This is a genomic window from Microbaculum marinum, from assembly GCF_037855135.1.
GTDB lineage: Bacteria > Pseudomonadota > Alphaproteobacteria > Rhizobiales > Tepidamorphaceae > Microbaculum > Microbaculum marinum.
The window spans coordinates 143,297-163,084 of record NZ_JAZHOF010000006.1 but is presented as its reverse complement, the minus strand read 5'-3'; the positions used below and the strand labels follow the sequence as shown (position 1 = coordinate 163,084).

General features: G+C 66.1%; 18 protein-coding genes. 10 read left to right on the top strand and 8 right to left on the bottom strand.

The features are described 5' to 3' along the window. The first annotated feature begins 117 nt into the window (after positions 1–117). Positions 118–771, top strand: a complete 654-nt coding sequence (locus V3328_RS15520; protein ID WP_340330596.1) for an HAD family hydrolase — start codon at positions 118–120, stop codon at positions 769–771. Here the strand turns inward: V3328_RS15520 and V3328_RS15515 are convergent. Further along, positions 736–972 (bottom strand): hypothetical protein, encoded by a 237-nt coding sequence (locus V3328_RS15515; protein WP_340330595.1) that lies wholly within the window; start codon positions 970–972, stop codon positions 736–738. The genes V3328_RS15520 and V3328_RS15515 overlap by 36 nt on opposite strands. Before the next feature lie 261 nt (positions 973–1,233). Here V3328_RS15515 and cysS point away from each other — a divergent pair, with 261 nt between their 5' ends. From cysS to cimA, 3 genes are all read left to right on the top strand, one after another. Then, on the top strand, positions 1,234–2,646 hold the full coding sequence (gene cysS, locus V3328_RS15510; RefSeq protein ID WP_340330594.1) for a cysteine--tRNA ligase: 1,413 nt from the start codon (positions 1,234–1,236) through the stop codon (positions 2,644–2,646). Between the two features lie 114 nt (positions 2,647–2,760). After that, positions 2,761–3,276, top strand: coding sequence for a GFA family protein (locus V3328_RS15505; protein ID WP_340330593.1), 516 nt, complete (start codon positions 2,761–2,763; stop codon positions 3,274–3,276). Continuing rightward, the gene (cimA, locus tag V3328_RS15500; protein ID WP_340330592.1) at positions 3,273–4,904 is read left to right on the top strand and encodes a citramalate synthase; all 1,632 of its coding nucleotides are present in this window, start codon (positions 3,273–3,275) and stop codon (positions 4,902–4,904) included. The genes V3328_RS15505 and cimA overlap by 4 nt, the downstream gene beginning before the upstream one ends. A gap of 30 nt (positions 4,905–4,934) precedes the next feature. Here cimA and V3328_RS15495 read toward each other — a convergent pair whose 3' ends face one another. Continuing rightward, positions 4,935–5,537, bottom strand: a complete 603-nt coding sequence (locus V3328_RS15495; RefSeq protein WP_340330591.1) for an LOG family protein — start codon at positions 5,535–5,537, stop codon at positions 4,935–4,937. A gap of 188 nt (positions 5,538–5,725) precedes the next feature. On the opposite strand from V3328_RS15495, the gene V3328_RS15490 reads away from it, so the two are divergent. From V3328_RS15490 to pssA, 4 genes are all read left to right on the top strand, one after another. Next, complete coding sequence (locus V3328_RS15490) at positions 5,726–7,573, top strand: Ig-like domain-containing protein (RefSeq protein WP_340330590.1); 1,848 nt, start codon at positions 5,726–5,728, stop codon at positions 7,571–7,573. Between the two features lie 155 nt (positions 7,574–7,728). After that, positions 7,729–9,702: an ABCB family ABC transporter ATP-binding protein/permease gene (locus tag V3328_RS15485; protein ID WP_378759067.1), complete on the top strand. Its 1,974-nt coding sequence runs from the start codon at positions 7,729–7,731 to the stop codon at positions 9,700–9,702. After that, on the top strand, positions 9,699–10,415 hold the full coding sequence (locus V3328_RS15480; protein ID WP_340330589.1) for a phosphatidylserine decarboxylase: 717 nt from the start codon (positions 9,699–9,701) through the stop codon (positions 10,413–10,415). Before V3328_RS15485 ends, V3328_RS15480 begins: the two co-directional genes overlap by 4 nt. Before the next feature lie 62 nt (positions 10,416–10,477). Beyond that, positions 10,478–11,359: a CDP-diacylglycerol--serine O-phosphatidyltransferase gene (pssA, locus tag V3328_RS15475; RefSeq protein ID WP_340330588.1), complete on the top strand. Its 882-nt coding sequence runs from the start codon at positions 10,478–10,480 to the stop codon at positions 11,357–11,359. A gap of 188 nt (positions 11,360–11,547) precedes the next feature. On the opposite strand, the gene V3328_RS15470 is transcribed toward pssA, so the two are convergent. The 6 genes from V3328_RS15470 to V3328_RS15445 all read right to left on the bottom strand — a co-directional run bounded on the left by V3328_RS15470 (position 11,548) and on the right by V3328_RS15445 (position 18,185). Further along, positions 11,548–14,796 (bottom strand): efflux RND transporter permease subunit, encoded by a 3,249-nt coding sequence (locus V3328_RS15470; RefSeq protein WP_340330587.1) that lies wholly within the window; start codon positions 14,794–14,796, stop codon positions 11,548–11,550. Then, the gene (locus tag V3328_RS15465) at positions 14,793–15,962 is read right to left on the bottom strand and encodes an efflux RND transporter periplasmic adaptor subunit (RefSeq protein WP_340330586.1); all 1,170 of its coding nucleotides are present in this window, start codon (positions 15,960–15,962) and stop codon (positions 14,793–14,795) included. The genes V3328_RS15470 and V3328_RS15465 overlap by 4 nt, the downstream gene beginning before the upstream one ends. Positions 15,963–15,994: 32 nt before the next feature. Then, positions 15,995–16,540: a PadR family transcriptional regulator gene (locus V3328_RS15460; protein ID WP_340330585.1), complete on the bottom strand. Its 546-nt coding sequence runs from the start codon at positions 16,538–16,540 to the stop codon at positions 15,995–15,997. A 258-nt stretch (positions 16,541–16,798) separates the two neighbouring features. Next, the gene (locus tag V3328_RS15455) at positions 16,799–17,185 is read right to left on the bottom strand and encodes a c-type cytochrome (protein ID WP_340330584.1); all 387 of its coding nucleotides are present in this window, start codon (positions 17,183–17,185) and stop codon (positions 16,799–16,801) included. 189 nt (positions 17,186–17,374) lie between these two features. Continuing rightward, positions 17,375–17,665 (bottom strand): metalloregulator ArsR/SmtB family transcription factor, encoded by a 291-nt coding sequence (locus tag V3328_RS15450; protein ID WP_378759066.1) that lies wholly within the window; start codon positions 17,663–17,665, stop codon positions 17,375–17,377. A gap of 67 nt (positions 17,666–17,732) precedes the next feature. Continuing rightward, on the bottom strand, positions 17,733–18,185 hold the full coding sequence (locus tag V3328_RS15445; protein WP_340330582.1) for a thioredoxin family protein: 453 nt from the start codon (positions 18,183–18,185) through the stop codon (positions 17,733–17,735). 90 nt (positions 18,186–18,275) lie between these two features. Between V3328_RS15445 and V3328_RS15440 the strand changes: the two genes are divergently transcribed. Beyond that, positions 18,276–19,013: a cytochrome c biogenesis CcdA family protein gene (locus V3328_RS15440; protein WP_340330581.1), complete on the top strand. Its 738-nt coding sequence runs from the start codon at positions 18,276–18,278 to the stop codon at positions 19,011–19,013. Positions 19,014–19,019: 6 nt separating this feature from the next. After that, complete coding sequence (locus tag V3328_RS15435; protein ID WP_340330580.1) at positions 19,020–19,781, top strand: Stf0 family sulfotransferase; 762 nt, start codon at positions 19,020–19,022, stop codon at positions 19,779–19,781. The last annotated feature ends 7 nt before the right edge of the window (positions 19,782–19,788 follow it).

The following is a 19,788-nucleotide window of genomic DNA, read 5'->3' as shown; positions in this document are numbered from 1 at the left end:
CGTAATCGCGGTTCGCGCACACCCGACCCTCACCGGGGCGTTTGGGCATTTCGGCCGCGTCGCTCATTGTGCTATGCAAAGCGCTGATTTCGGCGGTGCACAAGCGGGGAGAAACCGATGGACGCGCTGGTTCGGCCGCAGGCCGTCGTCTTTGACGTCGGGAACGTCCTCCTCGATTGGGACCCGGCCTATCTCTTCGACACGTTGATCTCCACTGCCGAGGAGCGGGACTGGTTCCTGACCCACGTGGCGACGCTCGGCTGGCATTCGATGCAGGACCGTGGGCGCAGCTGCGCCGAGGGGGTGGCCGATCTCACGCGGCGCTTCCCGGGATCCGCCCGCCTCATCGAGGCGTATTACGAGCGCTGGCTCGACACCATCGGCGGCACGATCGAGGGGTCCGTCGAGATCATGTCGCGGCTGCGCGCCGCCGGCGTGCCAGTCCACACTATTACGAACTTCTCCGCCGAGCTCTGGCCGATGACGGTCGAGGCCTATCCGTTCCTGGCTGATTTCGACATTGCCGTGGTTTCGGGCGAGGTCGGCTACATCAAGCCGGATCCGCGGATCTTCGACGTTCTGCTGAGCCGGAGCGGCATGTCGGCAGCCTCGATGGTGTTCATCGACGACCGGGCCGACAATGTCGAGGCCGCCGCGCAGCTCGGCTTCCATGCCCTTCGCTTCACCACTCCCGAAGCGCTCGCCGAAGACCTCGCCGCCCTCGGCTTTCCCGCCTCAGCGGCCGCAACCGATCCCGCGGTGCAGGCATAGGTCGGCGCGGCTCATCGGCGCGGCGTAGTTGGACTTCGTGAAAGCGGGTGCGGCGAACAGGACGGCCGTGCCGGCGAACATCGCCACCAGCGCCAGCGACATGACGAACTTGCCCATCGGGTACTCCGTACGCGGGAAACACAACACGATGGATGCGTCGTAGCGGCTGCCCCCTGAGGCGATCCTGAAGGCGCCGTTCATCGGCCGTTCAGAAGAATTGACGGCCCTCGCCCGTCCAATTGCCCCCGGGCCCGTCTCGCCGGCGGCATTGAGACTTGACGCGGGCGCCGGCTTGCGCGCATATCGCGGCCATGACGGCTTCACGCGAGAGCAACATTCGCACGTTCATTATTTGCGGCTAGCGCACACGCTGGCCGCGGCCGTTCCTTATTTCTTCGACAATCAAGGACATTCGGACGCCCCGCAGCCGGCAGACGCTCAGGCAGGCAGGCGAGGGTTTCCATGGCTTTGCGGCTCTACAACACGCTGACCCGGCAGAAGGAGGACTTCAGCCCGCTCGATCCGTCCAACGTGCGGATGTACGTGTGCGGGCCGACGGTCTACGACTTCGCCCATATCGGCAACGCGCGGCCGGCCATCGTCTTCGACGTGCTGTTCCGGCTGCTGCGCCACGAATTCGGCGCCGCCCACGTCACCTACGTCCGCAACATCACCGACGTCGACGACAAGATCAACGCGCGGGCGGCGCGCGACTATCCCGATAGCCCCCTGAACGAGGCGATCCGCAAGGTCACAGAGACGACCGAGCGGCAGTACCACGAGGACATCGAAGCTCTCGGCTGCCTGCCTCCGACCCTGGAGCCGCGGGCGACCGAGCACATCGCGGACATGAAGGCACTGATCGACAGGCTGGTTGCGGCCGGCAACGCCTATGTCGCCGAGGGCCACGTCCTGTTCGACGTGCCCTCGATGCCCGACTACGGCACCCTGTCGCGGCGCTCGCTCGACGAACTGCAGGCCGGCGCCCGGGTCGACGTCGCGCCCTACAAGAAGGACCCGATGGACTTCGTCCTGTGGAAGCCCTCGAAGCCCGGCGAACCGGCCTGGGAGAGCCCCGCCGGCATTGCGGCGCCGGGGCGCCCTGGCTGGCACATCGAGTGCTCGGCGATGTCCTGGAAGCATCTCGGGGAGACCTTCGACATCCACGGCGGCGGCATCGACCTGGTCTTCCCTCACCATGAGAACGAACGCGCCCAGACCTGCTGCGCCTTCCATACCGACCGCATGGCACAGGTCTGGATGCACAACGGCTTCCTGCAGGTCGAGGGCGAGAAGATGGCCAAGAGTGCCGGAAACTTCGTGACGATCCGGGAACTGCTGGAAGAGTGGCCGGGTCCGGCGCTGCGCCTGACGATGCTCCAGACGCATTACCGGCAGCCGATAAACTGGACGCGCAAGGGTATCGAGACCGCGGTCGCAACGCTCGACGACTGGTTCGCGTCGGCGTCGCAGACGAGCACCACCGAACCGTCCGCCGGTGTTGTCGAGGCGCTTGCTGACGATCTCAACACCCCGAAGGCAATCGCCGAACTGCATGCGCTGCGGGCACGAGCGGAGGCCGGCGATGCCGAGGCCGGACAATCGCTCGCCGCCAATCTGGCATTCTTCGGGTTCGACCGGCCGGCATATACGGCTTGGCGGCAGGCGCGCGATGCGGCGGCGCGGGAAGTGGCCGGCGATCTGGAGCCGACGGTCGAGAGACTCATTGCCGCCCGCATCGATGCTCGCGGGGCCAAGAACTGGGCGGAGGCCGACCGCATTCGCGACGAACTCGTCGCCATGGGCATCGTGCTCATGGACGGCAAGGACCCCGAAACCGGCGCCCTGGTGACCAAGTGGGAGCTGGCGAGATGACGGCTGCAAGGAGCATGAGGTTCGGGCAGACCCGAGACATCGCAAGGCCTCGTCCCGTCGCGGAAAGCGCCGCTTGCACGACGGGTTTGTCGGACAAAGCGGTGTGAGGACGCGATGAGCGAGACTCGTGTACCGGTGATGACCGGCGGCTGCCAGTGCGGCGCCGTGCGCTTCGCGGCGATGAGCGCGCCCTACAACACGCATATCTGCCACTGCCGCATGTGCCAGAAGGCGTTCGGCAACTTCTTCGCGCCGCTTTGTAACGTGAAGAACGAAGATTTCGTAGTTACACGCGGCACGATATCGGAATTCTATAGTTCCGCAGAAGTCCGGCGCGGCTTCTGTTCAAGCTGCGGCACGCCGCTGACCTTCGTGTCGGAAGGCTCCGATCATCTGAACGTCGCACTCGGCAGCTTCGACGATCCGGCGCGTTTGAGGCCGCAAATCCAGATCGGGATCGAGGCCCGCATGCCGTGGTTCGCCGATCTGCCCGGCCTGCCCGAGGAGACCACTGACTCTGCCGGCGAGAAATACGGGTTCTCCGAGGAGATCGCCGGCATCGCCCGCACCAACCGTCAGCATCCAGACCACGACACCGACAGCTGGCCACCCGAGGACCAAAGGTCATGACCCGCGAACGCCTGTATCTGTTCGATACGACCCTGCGCGACGGCGCCCAGACGCCGGGCGTCGACTTCTCGGTCGAGGACAAGATCGCCATCGCCGGCCTCGTCGAGCGGCTCGGCATCGATTACCTCGAGGGCGGCTGGCCCGGCGCCAATCCGACCGACACGGAGTTCTTCGCCGAGAAGCGTACGCGAAAGGCCCATTTCACCGCCTTCGGCATGACCAAGCGTGCCGGACGTTCCCTGTCGAACGATCCGGGTCTGGCGGCCGTCCTCGACAGTCCCGCCGACACGGTCTGCCTGGTCGCCAAATCGTGGGATTTCCACGTTACCGTCGCCCTCGGGACGACGCTTGACGAGAATCTCGCCGGCATTCGGGAATCGGTGGAGGCGATCGTCTCTCGCGGCAAGGAGGCGATGATCGACTGCGAGCACTTCTTTGACGGCTACAAGGCCAATCGCGACTATGCGATCGCCTGCGCCTCGGCGGCTTGCGAGGCCGGTGCCCGCTGGATCGTGCTCTGCGACACCAACGGCGGAACCTTGCCCGATGAGATCGAGGCAATCGTGCGCGACGTGGCCGACCACGTTCCCGGCGAGCGGCTCGGCATTCACGCCCACGACGATACCGGCAACGCGATCGCCAATTCGCTCGCGGCGGTGCGGGCCGGGGTCCGCCAGGTGCAGGGCACGCTGAATGGTCTCGGCGAACGATGCGGCAACGCCAATCTCATAACGCTGATCCCGACGCTGAAGCTGAAGGCGCCGTACGTGCACCTGTTCGAAACCGGTACCGACGACGAGGCGCTGGCCCAGATCACCCATGTCTCCCGGGCCTTCGACGAACTGCTGAACCGCGCCCCGGCGCGTCAGGCGCCGTACGTCGGCGAGGCGGCGTTCGCCACCAAGGCGGGGTTGCACGCCTCCGCGATCCTCAAGGATCCGGCGACCTACGAGCACGTCGCACCGGAAACCGTCGGCAATCGCAGGCGTGTGCTGGTGTCGGACCAGGCAGGCCGCTCCAACATGCTTGCCGAGCTCGAGCGGCTGGGTATCGAGGTGCAGCGTGACGATCCTCGCGTCGGCCAGCTGCTTGACGAGGTCAAGCGCCGCGAAGCAGAGGGCTGGGCCTACGAAGCGGCCGACGCCTCTTTCGATCTGCTCGCCCGTCGCACTCTCGGCAAGGTGCCCGAGTTCTTCCGCATCGAGAGCTTCCGCGTTCTCGTAGAGCGTCGCTACAACGCGATCGGCGAACTCGTCACCGTTTCAGAGGCGACGGTGAAGGTGACCGTCGATGGCGAGACGCTGATCTCGGTGGGTGAGGGCAACGGTCCGGTCAACGCGCTGGACCAGGCCTTGCGCAAGGACCTCGGCCGCTTCCAGCGCTACATCGACGATACCGAGTTGGCGGACTTCAAGGTGCGCATCCTCAACGGCGGCACCGGCGCGACGACGCGCGTGCTTATCGAGAGTCGCGATGGCGCCGGGATCCGCTGGTCGACCGTGGGGGTGTCGCCCAACATCGTCGACGCCTCCTTCCAGGCACTGGTGGATTCCATCACCTGGAAACTGATGAAGGCCGGCGCCGCGCCGGCCCGGGTGCCCGGGCGGTCGCCCGAGATGACCGGTTAGTCACCGGCACCAACCCGGACCGGCGAGGGCTCACATCCGCTCCGCAACCTGGGCGTCGGTCAGGTCCGGCTCGGGGACGATCTCCGCTGCCGCACGGATGCTTGGGATCAGCTCGTCGATCGTATCGACGACGAGATATCCGACCTCCAGGTCCTGCCGGATGAACTTCTCGGTGCGCATGTGGCTCAGGAGTTCGCACAGCGGGTCCCAGTAGCCCTCGATATTGGCGAGCGCCACCGGCTTGGCGTGCTGGCCGAGCTGTCCCCAGGTCAACATCTCGACCGTCTCTTCGAGCGTGCCTATGCCGCCCGGCAGCGCGACGAAGGCGTCCGAGCGTTCGAACATCAGCCGCTTGCGTTCGTGCATGTCCCTGGTCACCACGAGTTCCTGCACGTCGCGCAGCATCTGTTCGCGCTCGGTCAGGAATTCCGGAATGATCCCGGTGACGTGGCCATTGTGGCGCAGTACGCCGCGCGCCACCGTGCCCATAAGGCCGAGGCTGCCGCCGCCGTAAACCAGCCCGATGCCGTTCTCGGCAAGCAGCCGGCCCAACTGGTGGGCCGCCGACTTGAATGCGGGGTTCTGGCCGTCGCCCGAGCCGCAGTAAACGCAGATGTTTTTTATCGTACTCATCATTTTATGAGGCATAGACCGCTCGAATCCGTCAAGGTGGTACGCACTTGTCCTTTTCTTCCTCACAATATAGGTGAGGTGTGAACAGGTTGTGCGCGGTCGCCGCGCGGCTCGCGTGGGCCGGAAACAACAAAACCACACGCAGACCGCGCCATTCGGCCGCCCAGCGGCGAACCGGCCGGGGATACATGGGCGCTCAGATCAGAAACATCCTTATCGTCGTGGCGATCCTCGCCGTTGTCGGCGCTGTCGCCGTCGGCCTTCGTTATGGCCTGCAGGAACCAGAGGAGTCTGCAACCGCGAGCCAGGAAGCGGAACAGGGACAACGCGAGAGTCTCGCCGCGGTTCCCCCGACCGACGGTCAGCGGGCGGATGACGCCGCCGCTCCTGTCGGCAAAGCCGTTCCGCCGACTTTCGATATCCTGCGTGTCGAGCCGACGGGCGACCTGGTCGCTGCCGGCCGGGCTGCCGGCAGGGCGCACGTCATGCTGCTGCACGGCGACGAGGAACTTGAGTCCGCCGACGCCAATGCGGTCGGTGAGTGGGCGATCGTTCTGAACGAACCGCTGGCGCCGGGCAGCTACGACCTGCTGCTGCGCGCCACAGGACCGGATGGCAAGGGTGGTCCCGTCGATGGCGACCGGGTGACGGTGGTGATCGAGGGCCCCGGCCGAACGCCGCTCGTCGCGCTGGTCCGTCCGGGCGAGCCGATGCAGGTCCTGCAGCAGCCGAAGGAAGGCACCGTCGTCGTCGCGGCGGATGCGGCGGACAGATCGCAGCGGAATTCATCAGATGCTGGCGGCCAGCAGGCCGAGGCTTCGGCGGCGGGCAACGGGTCGGCCGAAGCCGAAGCGAGCGGTGCTGCAGCCTCTCAGAGCTCGGCCGGCGAACCGGCGGACAGACCTTCGTCCGGCGGAACGCCTGCGGAAAATCAGGTCCCGTCTGCGCAGCGCGAGTCGAATCCGGCGCAGGGCGAGGCGTCGGAGGCGAACCAGCCGGAAGCTCCGCCAGCGGCACCGCGCTCCGAGACGGGCGTCGCCGATGTCTCGCAGGCCGGTGCATCTTCCGACGCGGTTGCCGGCGATGCCGGGCCGGGCGACAGCGAGCCCGGGCGCTCGCAGGTGGCAGGCGGCCAGGCCGACGGGAGCCAGGTGGAACAGGCGCAGACGGGCGGCAATCAGGCCGCACCGGGGGGCGACGCCCAGACCCGCGCGACCGAGTCGTCGAGCGGTCAACCGGGTGCCGTTGTGGCCGGTTCCGGTACGGCAGGCACCTCGACTTCCGCCGCGCCGGGAATCCCGCAGCCATCTCCATCGCAGCAGCAGGCGGCGGATGCCGGCGGCGATGCAGGCGCGGGCGCCGGCGCACAGCCGACGGCCGGAACGGGCGGCAACGTGAGCATCAAGACGGTCGAGGTCGAGGACACCGACAAGCTGATGCTCAGCGGCGAGGCCGAGCCGGGCGATGCGGTCCGCCTCTACCTGAACAACGAGCGGCTCTCCGACGTGGAGACGGATGCGGACGGTCGCTGGGCACTGTCCTCGAACCGCGCGATGCCGCCCGGCCGCTACGAGTTGCGCGCCGACGTGGTCGGCGACGCCGGGGACGTCAAGGCGCGCGCCGAGGTGAAGTTCGACCGGGTGCAGATGGTCGCGGAGGATGACGGGACTCCGGCCGGAAGTCAGAACGCCAACGCCGCCGGCCAGGGTGAAGCGGGTCGGGGCGAGGCTGCTTCGGGCGAACCGTCACAGGCCGCGGCTGGCGGGGGCGCTGCAGGCTCGGTGGTGACGATCATCTCGCACGCCGGCGGTTCGGGAACTGCCGTTTCCGGCGGCGCCATCGGCGAGGGTGCGGGCACGTCGGTCGTCATGATCGCACGCGGCGACAGCCTGTGGCGCGTCGCCCGGAAGATCTACGGCAAGGGGGTCCGACACTCCGTGATCTACGAGGCCAACAAGAACCAGATCCGCAATCCGCATCTGATCTATCCGGGCCAGGTGTTCACCATACCGGTGCTGGAAGGCGAGAACGGCTAGCACCGCTGGCGTGGATCGCGACTGCGGCGGTGCCTTCTGGCGAAGCCGCTTTCGCGCCTTATGTAGTGCCCATGACCGCCTGGTGCCCGATGCCCGCTTGGTCCCAAGAACACAACCGCTAACCCCGACCGGCGGAAGAATACGTTTTGGATCAGATCGTCTCTCCGCCACCCGATGGTGGCGATCCCGAGGGCAACCCTGCCCGCCGTGCTCGTCGCAGGATCCGCGCCGACTCCTCGACCTACGCGGTGCTGCGCGATCTGCGGCCGTATATCTGGCCCTCCGACCGGCCGGATCTGAAACTGCGCGCCATCGTCGCGCTGTTGCTGCTGGTGATGGCGAAGGTCATCACGGTGCTTGTGCCGTATACCTACAAGTGGGCCGTCGACGCCCTTACCGAGCCGTCGACCTTCAACGCACAGGTTCCGGCGTGGCTGACGTTCCTCGCGGTACCGGCCGCCCTGGTGATCGCCTACGGCGTCGCCCGTATCCTGATGGCGGGATTCACCCAGGTTCGCGATGCGCTGTTCGCCAAGGTCGGCCAGAACGCGGTCCGCGTGCTCGCCTTCAAGACGTTCGAGCACATGCACTCCCTGTCGCTGCGCTTCCATCTGGAACGCCGCACCGGCGGGCTCAGCCGCGTGATCGAGCGCGGCACCAAGGGCATCGAGGAGATCGTCCGGCTGGCGATCCTGTCGCTGATCCCGACGATCGTGGAGTTCGCCCTGGTTGCCGTGGTCGTGGCGTTCCAGTTCGACCTCACCTACGTCGCAGTCCTCGTCGTGATGATCGTTCTCTACCTCGCCTTCACGGTGGTCGCCTCGAACCGGCGTATCGCCATACGCCGCGAGATGAACGAATCCGACAACGAGGCGAGCTTCAAGGCGGTCGACAGCCTGCTCAACTACGAGACGGTCAAGTATTTCGGCAACGAGCGCATGGAAGCGGAGCGTTTCGACCGCTCGATGGCGAAATACGAGCAGGCGGCGATCCGCACCTACACCTCGCTCGCCTTCCTGAACTTCGGCCAGGCGCTGATCTTCACCATCGGCATGGTCATCTGCATGGTGATGTCGGCGCGCGCGGTGGTTGCCGGAACGCAGAGTCCCGGCGACTTCGTGATGATCAACGCGCTGCTGATCCAGCTCTACATGCCGCTCAACTTCCTCGGCACGCTATACCGGGAGATGAAGCAGGGCATCGTCGACATCGAGATCATGTTCGATCTGCTCGACGAGGAACCGGAAATCGAGGATCGGCCCGGGGCCCGGCCGCTCGAGGTTCGTGACGGCACCATTCGCTTCGAGAGCGTTGCGTTCCGCTATGACGCCGACCGGCCGATCCTGAAGTGCGTCAGCTTCGAGGTGCCGGCCGGACGGACGGTCGCGATCGTCGGTCCGAGCGGCGCCGGAAAGTCCACCGTGTCGCGCATCCTGTTCCGCTTCTACGACGTCGCCGGCGGCCGTGTGACGATCGACGGGCAGGACATTCGCGATGTGACCCAGGCGTCGCTGCGCCACGCCATCGGCATGGTCCCTCAGGACACCGTGCTATTCAACGACACGATAGCCTACAACATCGGCTACGGTCGGGTGTCGGCAAGCCGCGAGGAGATCGTCGAGGCGGCGCGGCTCGCCCAGATCGACGGCTTCATCGCCAACCTGCCGCTCGGCTACGACACCGAGGTCGGTGAGCGCGGCCTGAAACTGTCGGGCGGCGAAAAGCAGCGCGTCGCCATCGCCCGCACCATACTCAAGTCGCCGCCGATCCTGGTCCTCGACGAGGCGACCTCGGCCCTCGATACACATACCGAGAAGGAAATACAGGCTGCCCTCGGCGTCGTCTCGCGCGGCCGCACCACCCTGGTGATCGCCCATCGACTGTCGACGATCATTGACGCGGACGAGATCATCGTGCTGGAGAAGGGCGAGATCGTCGAGAAGGGCACCCATCACGTTCTGCTTGCCAGCAACGGCGTCTACGCGGGCATGTGGAACCGCCAGCGCGAGGCCGCCGAGGCTGCCGAGCGCCTGAAGGAGACCGTCGAGAGCGACGCAGAGGGGTATCTCGACCTGAACCGTGATAAACGGGCGGGCTATATCACAACCGCACTGGACGACCAGGAATGATCGGCTCCATCTTTTCCACGATCCGCAAGACCCTCGTACCGATCCACCCGGAGGGATACCGGTTCATCCTCATCTGCGTCGTCGCGGCGCTGATCCTGTTCGCCCTGGGGTCGCCGCTGGCCTGGCTCGTGGTGCTGCTGGGCTGCTGGGTCACCTATTTCTTCCGCAACCCCACGCGCGTCACGCCGATCGCGCCCGGGCTCATCGTCAGCCCAGCCGACGGCCGCGTCTCGTCCGTGGTCGATGCCGTGCCGCCGGCCGAACTCGGGCTCGGCGACCTGCCGCTGCCCCGCGTCTCCGTCTTCATGAACGTCTTCAACGTTCACGTGAACCGCTCGCCGGCCTCCGGCCGGGTCGTCCATATCGCCTACAGGCCGGGCAAGTTCTTCAATGCCGAACTCGACAAGGCGAGCGAGCACAACGAGCGCAACGCCCTGCGGATCGAGACCGATGGCGGAATCGAGATCGGCGTCGTCCAGATTGCCGGCCTCGTGGCCAGGCGCATCGTCTGCTTCGTCGGCGAGGGGGAGGGCGTCATGGCCGGCGACCGTATCGGCCTGATCCGCTTCGGCAGCCGCCTCGACGTCTACCTGCCGCGCGGCACCCGCGCCCTCGTCGCCGTCGGTCAGACCGCCATAGCCGGCGAGACGGTGTTCGCCGAACTTGCCGAGGGCACGGCATCGGGTGCCGAGCGGACATATCGCGTGACATGATCTGCGCCGGCCCCGCAGTGCGCCGGATGACCGGCTCGACGCTTTGAAGTAGGGTCGCGCTCATGTCGATGCCGTTCCCGCCCTTCGAGCCGGACGCGCCGGAGGAGACGAAGCGACGCTCCATCCGCGGCGTTCCCGTGCGCATGCTGCTCCCCAGCATGATGACCCTGCTGGCCTTGTGCAGTGGCCTCACGTCGATCCGGCTGAGCTTCGAGGGCGACTTCCCAATTGCGATTGCCGCGATCGTGCTGGCCGCCGTGCTCGACGCGCTCGACGGACGGGTGGCGAGGGCGCTGAAGTCGACGTCGCGCTTCGGCGCCGAACTGGATTCGCTGGCCGATTTCGTCAACTTCGGCGTCGCGCCCTCGATCCTGCTCTACGCCTGGCTGCTCGACGGCCTGGGCAATATCGGCTGGATCGCCGGGCTGGTCTTCGCCGTGTGCGGCGCCTTGCGTCTTGCCCGCTTCAACGTCGCGCTCGACGACAAGGACCGCCCGGCCTGGGCCGGGCGCTTCTTCGTCGGCGTTCCGGCTCCGGCCGGCGCGCTGACGGTGCTCCTGCCGATCTATCTGCAGCTTGCGGGCGTGCCGACGCTGGAAGCGGGTGCGCCCGTCGTGCTGCTCTACGAGCTCGTCATCGGTTTCCTGATGGTGTCGCGCCTGCCGAGCTTCTCGGGAAAGCAGCTCGGCGAGCGCATCCCCCGGGAATACGTCTTGCCCGTTTTCATGGGAGTCGTTCTTGTCACTGCCCTGCTGATCGCATTCCCCTGGCAGGTCCTGGCCGTCGGCTCGGTGCTCTACCTCTCCTCCCTGCCGCTTGCCTTCAGTACGCACCGGCGCTTGCTCGGATCCAGGATGGCGGGGAACAAGGCGTCCGCGAAAACCGCGAAGTCTCCTGCTGCGGCGCAAGTGCCGGGGCGGCGAGAGGAGGCACCGGAAGACTGAGGCTGGCCGGGATCGCCCTCGGTTTCCCCGACATCGTTCCGACCTGCCGGAAAGCTGCCCGATACCGGGGCCGTCGACATCGAGGACGAACGACCCGCCATGGTGCGCGCGTTCGTGGCGGGAACTCCGCGCGCGCCAGGGTCGATCAGAGGGGCGAACGGCCCTGGACGCAGCGCCCGTCCGGAACTCTATTCGGCCGCCTGCGGCAGGGCGGGCTCGGCCTCCGGCGGTGCCGTGTCGTCCTGGCGGACCGGCCCGCCGCGCCGGCGCTCTCGCCAGTTCGTCCAGCGTTCGGCCCAGACCGACGGCAGCGCCAGCATGGTCGGGATGACGATCAGCGTCAGCAGTGTCGAGAAGGCCAGGCCGGAGATCACGGCGGTCGACAGCTGCACCCACCAAATCGAGGTTATGCCTCCGACCTGGATGACGCGGTTGAAGAAGTCGAAGTTGATCTGCAGCGCCATTGGTATCAGGCCCATGATCGTCGTGATCGTGGTCAGGAGGATCGGCCTGAGTCGCTGGGCGCACGTCCTCAGCACCGCGTCGAGGCCGGCCAGGCCGACCTCCCGGCGCAGGTGGTTGTAGGTGTCGATCAGCACGATGGCGTTGTTGACGACGATGCCCGCTAGGGCCACGACGCCGGTACCCGTCATGATCACCGAGAACTTCTGGCCGGTGACCAGCATTCCGATCAGCACGCCGACCACCGACATGATCACCGTCGAGAGGGTCAGGAACGTCTGGTAGAACGAGTTGAACTGGGTGACCAGGATGACGAACATGATGAACATCGAGGCGAGCGCAGCCTTGCCCAGGAAGTCCTGCGCCTCCTTCTGCTCTTCGTCCGCACCGCGGAACCGGTAGGAAACGCCAACCGGGAAATCCTGCTGGTCCAGCCAGGTCTGAAGCTCGCGCACCTTGTCGTCCGGCAGGATACCCTGTTCCTTCAGTACGTTGGCCTTCACCTCAAATGAAAAGCGGCCGTTCTGCCGGGTGATAGAGGACACCAGAGGCTGCGCATCGCGCTCGACGAAGTTGCGGATCGGTACGAGACCTCCCGGGGTCGAGATGCGCAGGGTGTCGAGACGGTCGATGTTTCGCTCGTCCTCCGGCAGCCGCACCCGGATCTCGATCTCGTCGTCGGAGTCGTCGGGCCTGTACTTGCCGACCAGGATGCCGTTGGTGACGAGCTGGATCATCGCGCCGACCGACTGGACGTCGGCGCCGAAGCGTCCGGCCTCCTCGCGGTCCACGGTCAGCTCCCACTCGATGCCGGGCAGCGAACGGCTGTCCTCGATGTCCCGCAGTCCCTCCATCCCGGTTTCGAGATGGTCGCGAACGATTGCAGCGATCTGCTTCGCCTGGTCGTGGGTGTTTGCGGTGATTTCCAGGCGGAGGTCCTTGCCTGTCGGCGGCCCTCCCTCGATCTGGCGAATCTCGACGATGATCCCCGCGATCGGCGCCACCCGCTCGCGGATCTCGGCGAAGATGTCTTCCGCATTGCGCCGGCAGCAATAGTCCGACAGCTCGATCATCATGTCGCCGATGACGTCGTTCGGCTTGTCCTGCACGCCACCGACATCGACACCGCCGCCGCCGACCGACTTTCCGATAGTGGTGAACAGGGCATCGATGCCCGAGACCTGAAGGATCTCTTCCTCTACCTCGTTGACCAGCTCGCGCTGTTCATAGGCCGACAGGTTGCCCCGGCCTCGCACCAGTACCACGACCTGCTGCGGCTCCTCGTCGACGAAGAACTGGACCCCCGCGTTGTGCTGGCCGAAATACGAGAACACCATGATGGCGGAGCCGATCGCGCCGGCGATGACCAGCACGTGCCCGATCGGATGGCCGGCGACGCGCTTCAGGAAACGGACGTACAGTCCGGTAAAGCCGCGGATCTCAGAGTAGTCGACGTCGCTGTTTCCGGCCAGCTTGCGGGCTTCCTCGACCTGGTGAGGTTTCGCCGCGGTCTTGCCGAAGAGGCCGCCGAGCACCGGCAGGAACACCAGCGCCGTGAGCAGCGCCGCCGACAGCACGATGATCACCATGATCGGCAGGTAGCTCATGAACTCGCCGGAAACGCCGGGCCACAACAGCATCGGCAGGAAGGCGGCGAGCGTCGTCGCCGTCGACGAGAAGATCGGCCAGAACATTCGCTGCGCGGCGAGCGTGTAGGCCTGTTGCCGCTCCATGCCCTCGGCCATCTTCCGGTCGGCGTACTCGACGATGACGATCGCCCCGTCGACCAGCATGCCGACAGTGAGCACCAGGCCGAACATGACCATCATGTTCACCGTCATGCCGAGCAGGCCGACGATCAGGAAGCCGATCAGGAAAGAGGTGGGGATGGCGAGGCCGATGAGTATTGCCGAACGCATGCCGAGCGCGGCGACCACGACGATCATGACGAGTGCTATCGCCGTCAGGATCGACGACTGCAGCGAGCCCTGGACTTCGGAAATGAACTCGGACTGGTCCAGCGTGAACCCGATCGAGATCGTCTCCGGCCAGTTCGCGGTCGCCTCGGCGACGACCTGCCGGACCTGCTCGTTGTTGTCGATTATGTTGGTGCCGAGCCGCTTGACCACCTGGATGGCGATGGCCGGCTCGCCGTTGAAGTGGCTGAAGGCCGTCGGGTCGGTGAATGTGCGGCGGATCTCGGCGATGTCCGACAAGGTCACGACCGCGTCGCCGTCGACCTTGATCGGGAGGCCGTAGACATCCGTCGCCGTCTGGAACAGGCCGGGCACCTTGACGTTGAACTTGCCGGACCCGCTGTCGAGGAAGCCGGCAGGAATCAGCTGGTTGTTCGCCGACACGGCACGGATGAGCTGTTCCTGGGTCACGCCGTAGGATTCGAGACGCGTCGCGTCGATGACGACCTCGAGAAGTTCCTCGCGATGGCCGACCAGCTTGGCCTCCAGCACCGTCGAAATGCCTTCGATCTCGTCCTGCAGCCGCCGCGCGTGCTGCAGCAGGGTGCGCTCCGGCACGTTGCCCGACAACGTCACGACGATCGTCGGCAGCAGCGAGAAGTTGGTTTCGAACACCTGCGGCTCGTCGGCATCGTTCGGCAGGTCGGCCTTGGCCAGGTCGACCTTGGCGCGCACGTCGGCGAGGGCGGCGTCCTTGTCGAAATCCACGTTGAACTCAAGCAGGATCGCGCCGTAGCCCTCTGAGGCGATGCCGGTGATCTCCTTGAGGCCGTCGAGGCCGCGCAGCTGCGTCTCCAGCGGCCGCACGAGCAGCCGCTCGGCGTCCTCCGGCGAGATGCCCTGCTGCGTCACGGAGACGTAGAAGACCGGAACGTCGATATCCGGATTGGCTTCCTTGGGCAGGCTCACATAGGCCATCATCCCGGCGATGACCATTGCCACCAGGAGTGTCAGGACGGTCCGGCGGTGCCCCAGTATCGCTGCGAGGCCCTGCATCATCTCGCAACGTCTCCCGCGACGCCTTCGGATGCCGCCGCACCTGCCTGGGTGTCGTTCCGGGCGGTTTCGAATACCGGCTCCACCAGTTCACCGGGAATGACGTATTCTTGGCCGACGGTGATGACGGTCACGCGTTCGGGCAGTCCGGACACCCAGATCGTGCCATCCTCGTTGCCCAGGATCTTGACCGGTTCGAATCCGACGCGGTTGTCATCGTCGACAGTACGGACGCCCATCACGCCCTTGTCGTCGAGGGTCAGGATTGCGGGGGAGAACCGATGCGCCTTGGTGGTCTCGAGCGGTATCGCGATCTCCGAGGTCACGCCGTCGCGCAGCTTGTGATCGGCGTTGTCGACCTCCAGTTCGATGCGGAACGTCCTGGTCGCCTCGTCGGCCGACGGCGCGATGTACCTTACCGTTCCTTCCGCCGTGTCGCCCGTGACCAGCCGTGCCGTGCCCGGCATGCCGACTTCGAGCTTGCCGACATCGCGTTCGGAAACCCGGGCAACCACCAGCAGCGGGTCCGCCGCGACGATCTCGGCGCAGAGGTCGCCTACGTTGAGAAGAGTGCCGATCTTCGCGGGAATGTCGTCGATCACGCCATCGAAGGGCGCCTGCAGGGAGGTTCGCTCCATATCGAGTTTCATTTCCGAGAGCGTCGCCCTGGCGGCGTCCAGTGCCGCCTTGGTCGCCCGGACCCGGGATTCGGCCGCGTAGCCCTTCTCGCTGAGCTGGCTGGCGCCGTCGTAGTCGAGCTGCGCCTGCTCGACGCCGGCCTGCGCGCGCAGAAGATGGGCGTCGCGGCTGCCGGCTTCGAGCTTGCAGATGACCTCACCTGCCTTCACGCTCGCGCCCTTCTGGGCGTCGATCCGCTCCACCAGCCCGGCCGTCTGGGCGCGCAGTTCCACGCGCTGGTCGGCTTCGGTGCGACCGCGGATCTTCAGTTCGGCAGTACGGTCGATGGCGGACAGCGTCCGGACGCGCACGCGGAACGGTTTGCTGTCGTCCGACGCATCGGCATCCACGGGCAGGGCGCCGTCAGCCGCCTCGACCGCGTCCGAGGGGCCGGGCTTGTCGCCCTGGCCGCCGATGATGACCTGGCCCGATGCGAGCCAGCCGCCGATCGCGACCATGATGAGCAGCGCCCAGATATATGAACTACGCATCTCGAAGCTCCAATGCGATCCCGCCGCGCGGTCTACTCGGCCGCCTCGGCCGACTGCGCGGAACCGGACATCGCAATCAGCGCGTCACGGTTCTTCACCAGATACTCGTAGCTGGCCTCGAACACCGCGCTGCCGTAGTGCAGCGTCCATGCGGCGCCGGGCATGTCGCAATCTGATTTGGCTGCGCTGAGGAACTCCAGCTTGTTCTTCAGGTATTCGATGCGTTCGTCGATCACCTTGGCCATGTGCTTGGGATCGACGAATTCGCAGCACATCGCCGTCAGCAGGAACGGAGACTTGAACACGTCCTGTTCGATCGGCTGGTTCAGCGCATCGACGAACGCGTCACGGCCCTTGGGCGTGATCGAATAGACCTTGCGCGCCGGCTTGCCCGGATGCACCTCGTCGCGGCATTCGACCAGCCCTTCGTCCGTCAGGCGGCTGAGCGCCGGGTAGATCGCGCCGAAGCTGGTGTCGACGAAGTAGCTGAACTCGCCCTCGATCGACTTCTTGCGGATCTCGTAGCCGGTCGCTTCCCCGAAATTGAGAATCGCGAGGCAAAGGGTGCGGGCGTTCATGGTCAGGCTCTCCCCGTCGGGATGGTCCCGGGCGTGTGACGGATCATATTTCGTATCTTCATATTCTCGTCGAGCATATGTTGGTGCGACATATAATCAGCGGGAATAATGTGTCAACATTTCGGCGCACCGACGGGAGTGGCGAGCCGCGGCGGGCGGAGCCCGGCCGGCGACCATGGAAAGCAAAAGCCGGCCCGCAACTAAGGGCCGGCTTCGGAAAGTGCCGCGGCGCGGGGGGGGGGCTGTCGGGTCGGCAGGCTACTGGCTGCTGTACTGCTTCAGGTAGGCGATCACGTCAGCGACCTCTTCGGGCTTCTTCAACCCCGGGAAGGCCATCCGGTTCTTCGGAATGTAGCCGCGCGGATCGGCGAGATAGGCACCCACCGTCTCCTCGGTCCAGATCAGCTCGCCTTCGCCGGCTTCCTGCATGGCGCTGGAATACTTGAAGTCTTCCACGGTGCCGGCGGTGCGGCCGAACAGGTCGTTCAGCCTCGGACCGACCTTGTTCTTGGCGTCGTCGCCGACTTCGTGACAGGCGCGGCACTTCTTGAAGACGCTTTCGCCCTTCTCCGCGTCGCCGTCGGCGTGGGCCGGCAGGGTCACCGCGAGGGCCGCGATTGCAGCGAGAATGGCACGCTTGAACATTACCGGGCTCCTCGAGTGTCGCGCAGGCGAAGGGGGCTTGAGCGACCGGAATTGAAGAAAGTCGTGCTGCCTGGGCGCGGTCCGGTCGCGGCGCTGGAAGTCATGGTCGCCGGAGTGTTTAGGTCGCGCGGTGCGGCTCAGACAGACGACAAATCCGCGCATCCCGTGCCGCTCACCGGTCGCGGCAGCTCACGCGTCCCCGGTCCCGCAGTAGATGTCGTAGAGCACCGCGATGACGCGCTCGGCTTCCTTGCTGGCGATCGTGTAGTAGATCGCCTTGCCCTCGCGGCGGGTCTCGACGAGCCCGTCGAAGCGCAGCCGCGCCAACTGCTGCGAGATGGCCGGCTGCCGCATGTCGAGGATCTCCTCCAGTTCGGTCACCGATTTCTCGCCTTGCGACAGGATGCACAGGATCAGCAGCCGGCTCTCGTGCGACAGCGCCTTGAGCAGGCCGCTCGCCTGCCTGGCGCTGCCGAACATCCGTTCCAGATCGTGCGGCCGGGCAGCTTCGAGTGTTGCGGTCGGGGGCATGTTTGCTGGCTCCGGGTTAACCCGCGGGCTGCGCCGGTCGGCGGTACGAGACATCCTCCGCCTGCGGCAGCGGCGCGGGAATCGACCGGGCGGAATCGAGCGGCGGCGGCGAACCTTGGTCGAGATTGCCGATCAGCTCGTCCAGCAGGCCCCAGAACGCGTCTTCGCCCGGATAGCCGGTGATACGGCCGACTTCCCTGCCGCCGTCGACCAGCACGAATGTCGGCGTGTAGCGGACCCTGCCGTTGAGTTGCAGGGTGTCCGGCAACGGATCTCGCCGCAGGTCGATGCGCACGAGCGGCGCCACCCGGCCTTCCTCGCTGCGGGCGTAGGCGGGTGCGACCTCGGCGTCCCAGCGCGCGCACCAGATGCAGCCGTCCTCCTCGAACATCAGCAGTTCGGCGGACACGGCCGGCACCGCCATCACGGTGGCGAGAGCGAAAGTGACGATTTTCAGAATCATTGGCATTGAGGCGACCTGTCGCCCTCCGGTATTCCAGCCTGGGCCGTATATAACAGCACGCATGCGTGGTTTCGAGTCGGCAAGGTGGAGTGGAGCATGGGACTGGACGTCACGATCTGGGGAGCGTTCATCGCGGGGCTGCTGTCCTTCGTATCGCCCTGCGTGCTGCCGCTGGTGCCGCCCTACCTGTGCTTCCTTGCCGGGGTGACGCTCGATCAACTGACCGGCGACGAGCGGGACGATGTGCCCCGCGCCAGGATCTTTTTCTCCTCGCTCGCATTCGTGCTCGGGTTCACCGCCGTCTTCGTGGCGCTTGGCGCCAGCGCCTCGATCATCGGCCGGGTGGTGATGCAGTATCTGGACATCTTCGCCTATGTCGCCGGCGCCATCATCATCGTGATGGGGCTGCACTTCCTCGGCGTGTTCCGGATCGGCTTCCTGTACCGGGAGGCGCGCGTCCATGTCGATCGCAAGCCCGCCGGCCTGGTCGGCGCATTCCTGATCGGACTTGCCTTCGCCTTCGGCTGGACGCCCTGCGTCGGCCCGGTGCTTGCCGCGATCCTCTTCGTCGCTGGCACCGAGGATACGGTCGGCTCCGGCGCCATGCTGCTGGCCGTCTATTCTCTCGGCATCGGCCTGCCGTTCCTTGCCGCTTCGCTGTTTGCCGGACCTTTCATGCGGTTGATGAAGCGCTTCCGGGCCCATATGGGCAAGGTCGAGAAGACCATGGGAGCGCTGCTGGTGCTGACCGGCGTGATGTTCCTGACCGGCCAGATGGCGACCTTGTCCTACTGGCTGCTGGAGACCTTTCCCGGACTGGCCGCGGTCGGATGAGCGCGGATGCCGTTCGACGCCTACATCCTCTGCGGTACGCCGCGAACTGGCAGCACGCTCTTGTGCGACATGCTGGCCTCGACGAAGGCGGCGGGACGTCCGGACTCCTACTACGGGCGCAGGTTCATCGGCATGTGGGCCGAGGAGTGGGGACTGCCCGCTCCCGGAACCCTTGAGCAAGCGGCCTTCGAGGTCGCCTATCTCGACGCGGCTGTCGCGGCGGGGAGGGGTGATACGGCCATTTTCGGCCTGCGCCTCATGAAGGAGAACCTGCACGAGCTGTCGGAGATCCTCGACCGGATCCACCCGGGGCTGGCCAGCGACCGGTCGCGCTTCGAGCGCGCCTTCGGAAAGGTGCTCTACGTCCACCTGTTTCGCGAAGACAAGCTCGCGCAGGCGGTTTCCTACGTCAAAGCCGAGCAGACCGGCCTGTGGCACGTCGCGCCCGACGGCACGGAGATCGAGCGCATTGGCCCGCCGCGGGACCCCAAGTACGATTTCGAGCGGATCAGGCGGGAAGTCGTCAAGCTGGAGAGCTTCGATGCGGAGTGGAGCACGTGGTTCCACCAGCAGGCCATCGAACCGCTGCGCATCGGCTACGAACGGCTGGCCGCCGACCCGGCCGCAGCGCTGCTGCGCATCTGCGAGGCGCTTGACATTCCGCTGCCGAGGCCCGGAGACATCAGGGCAGGCGTTGCCAGGCTTGCAGACGAGACCAGCCTGGAATGGATGCGCCGCTACCGGCAGGACGTCGAGCGCGCCAACTGAGTACCGA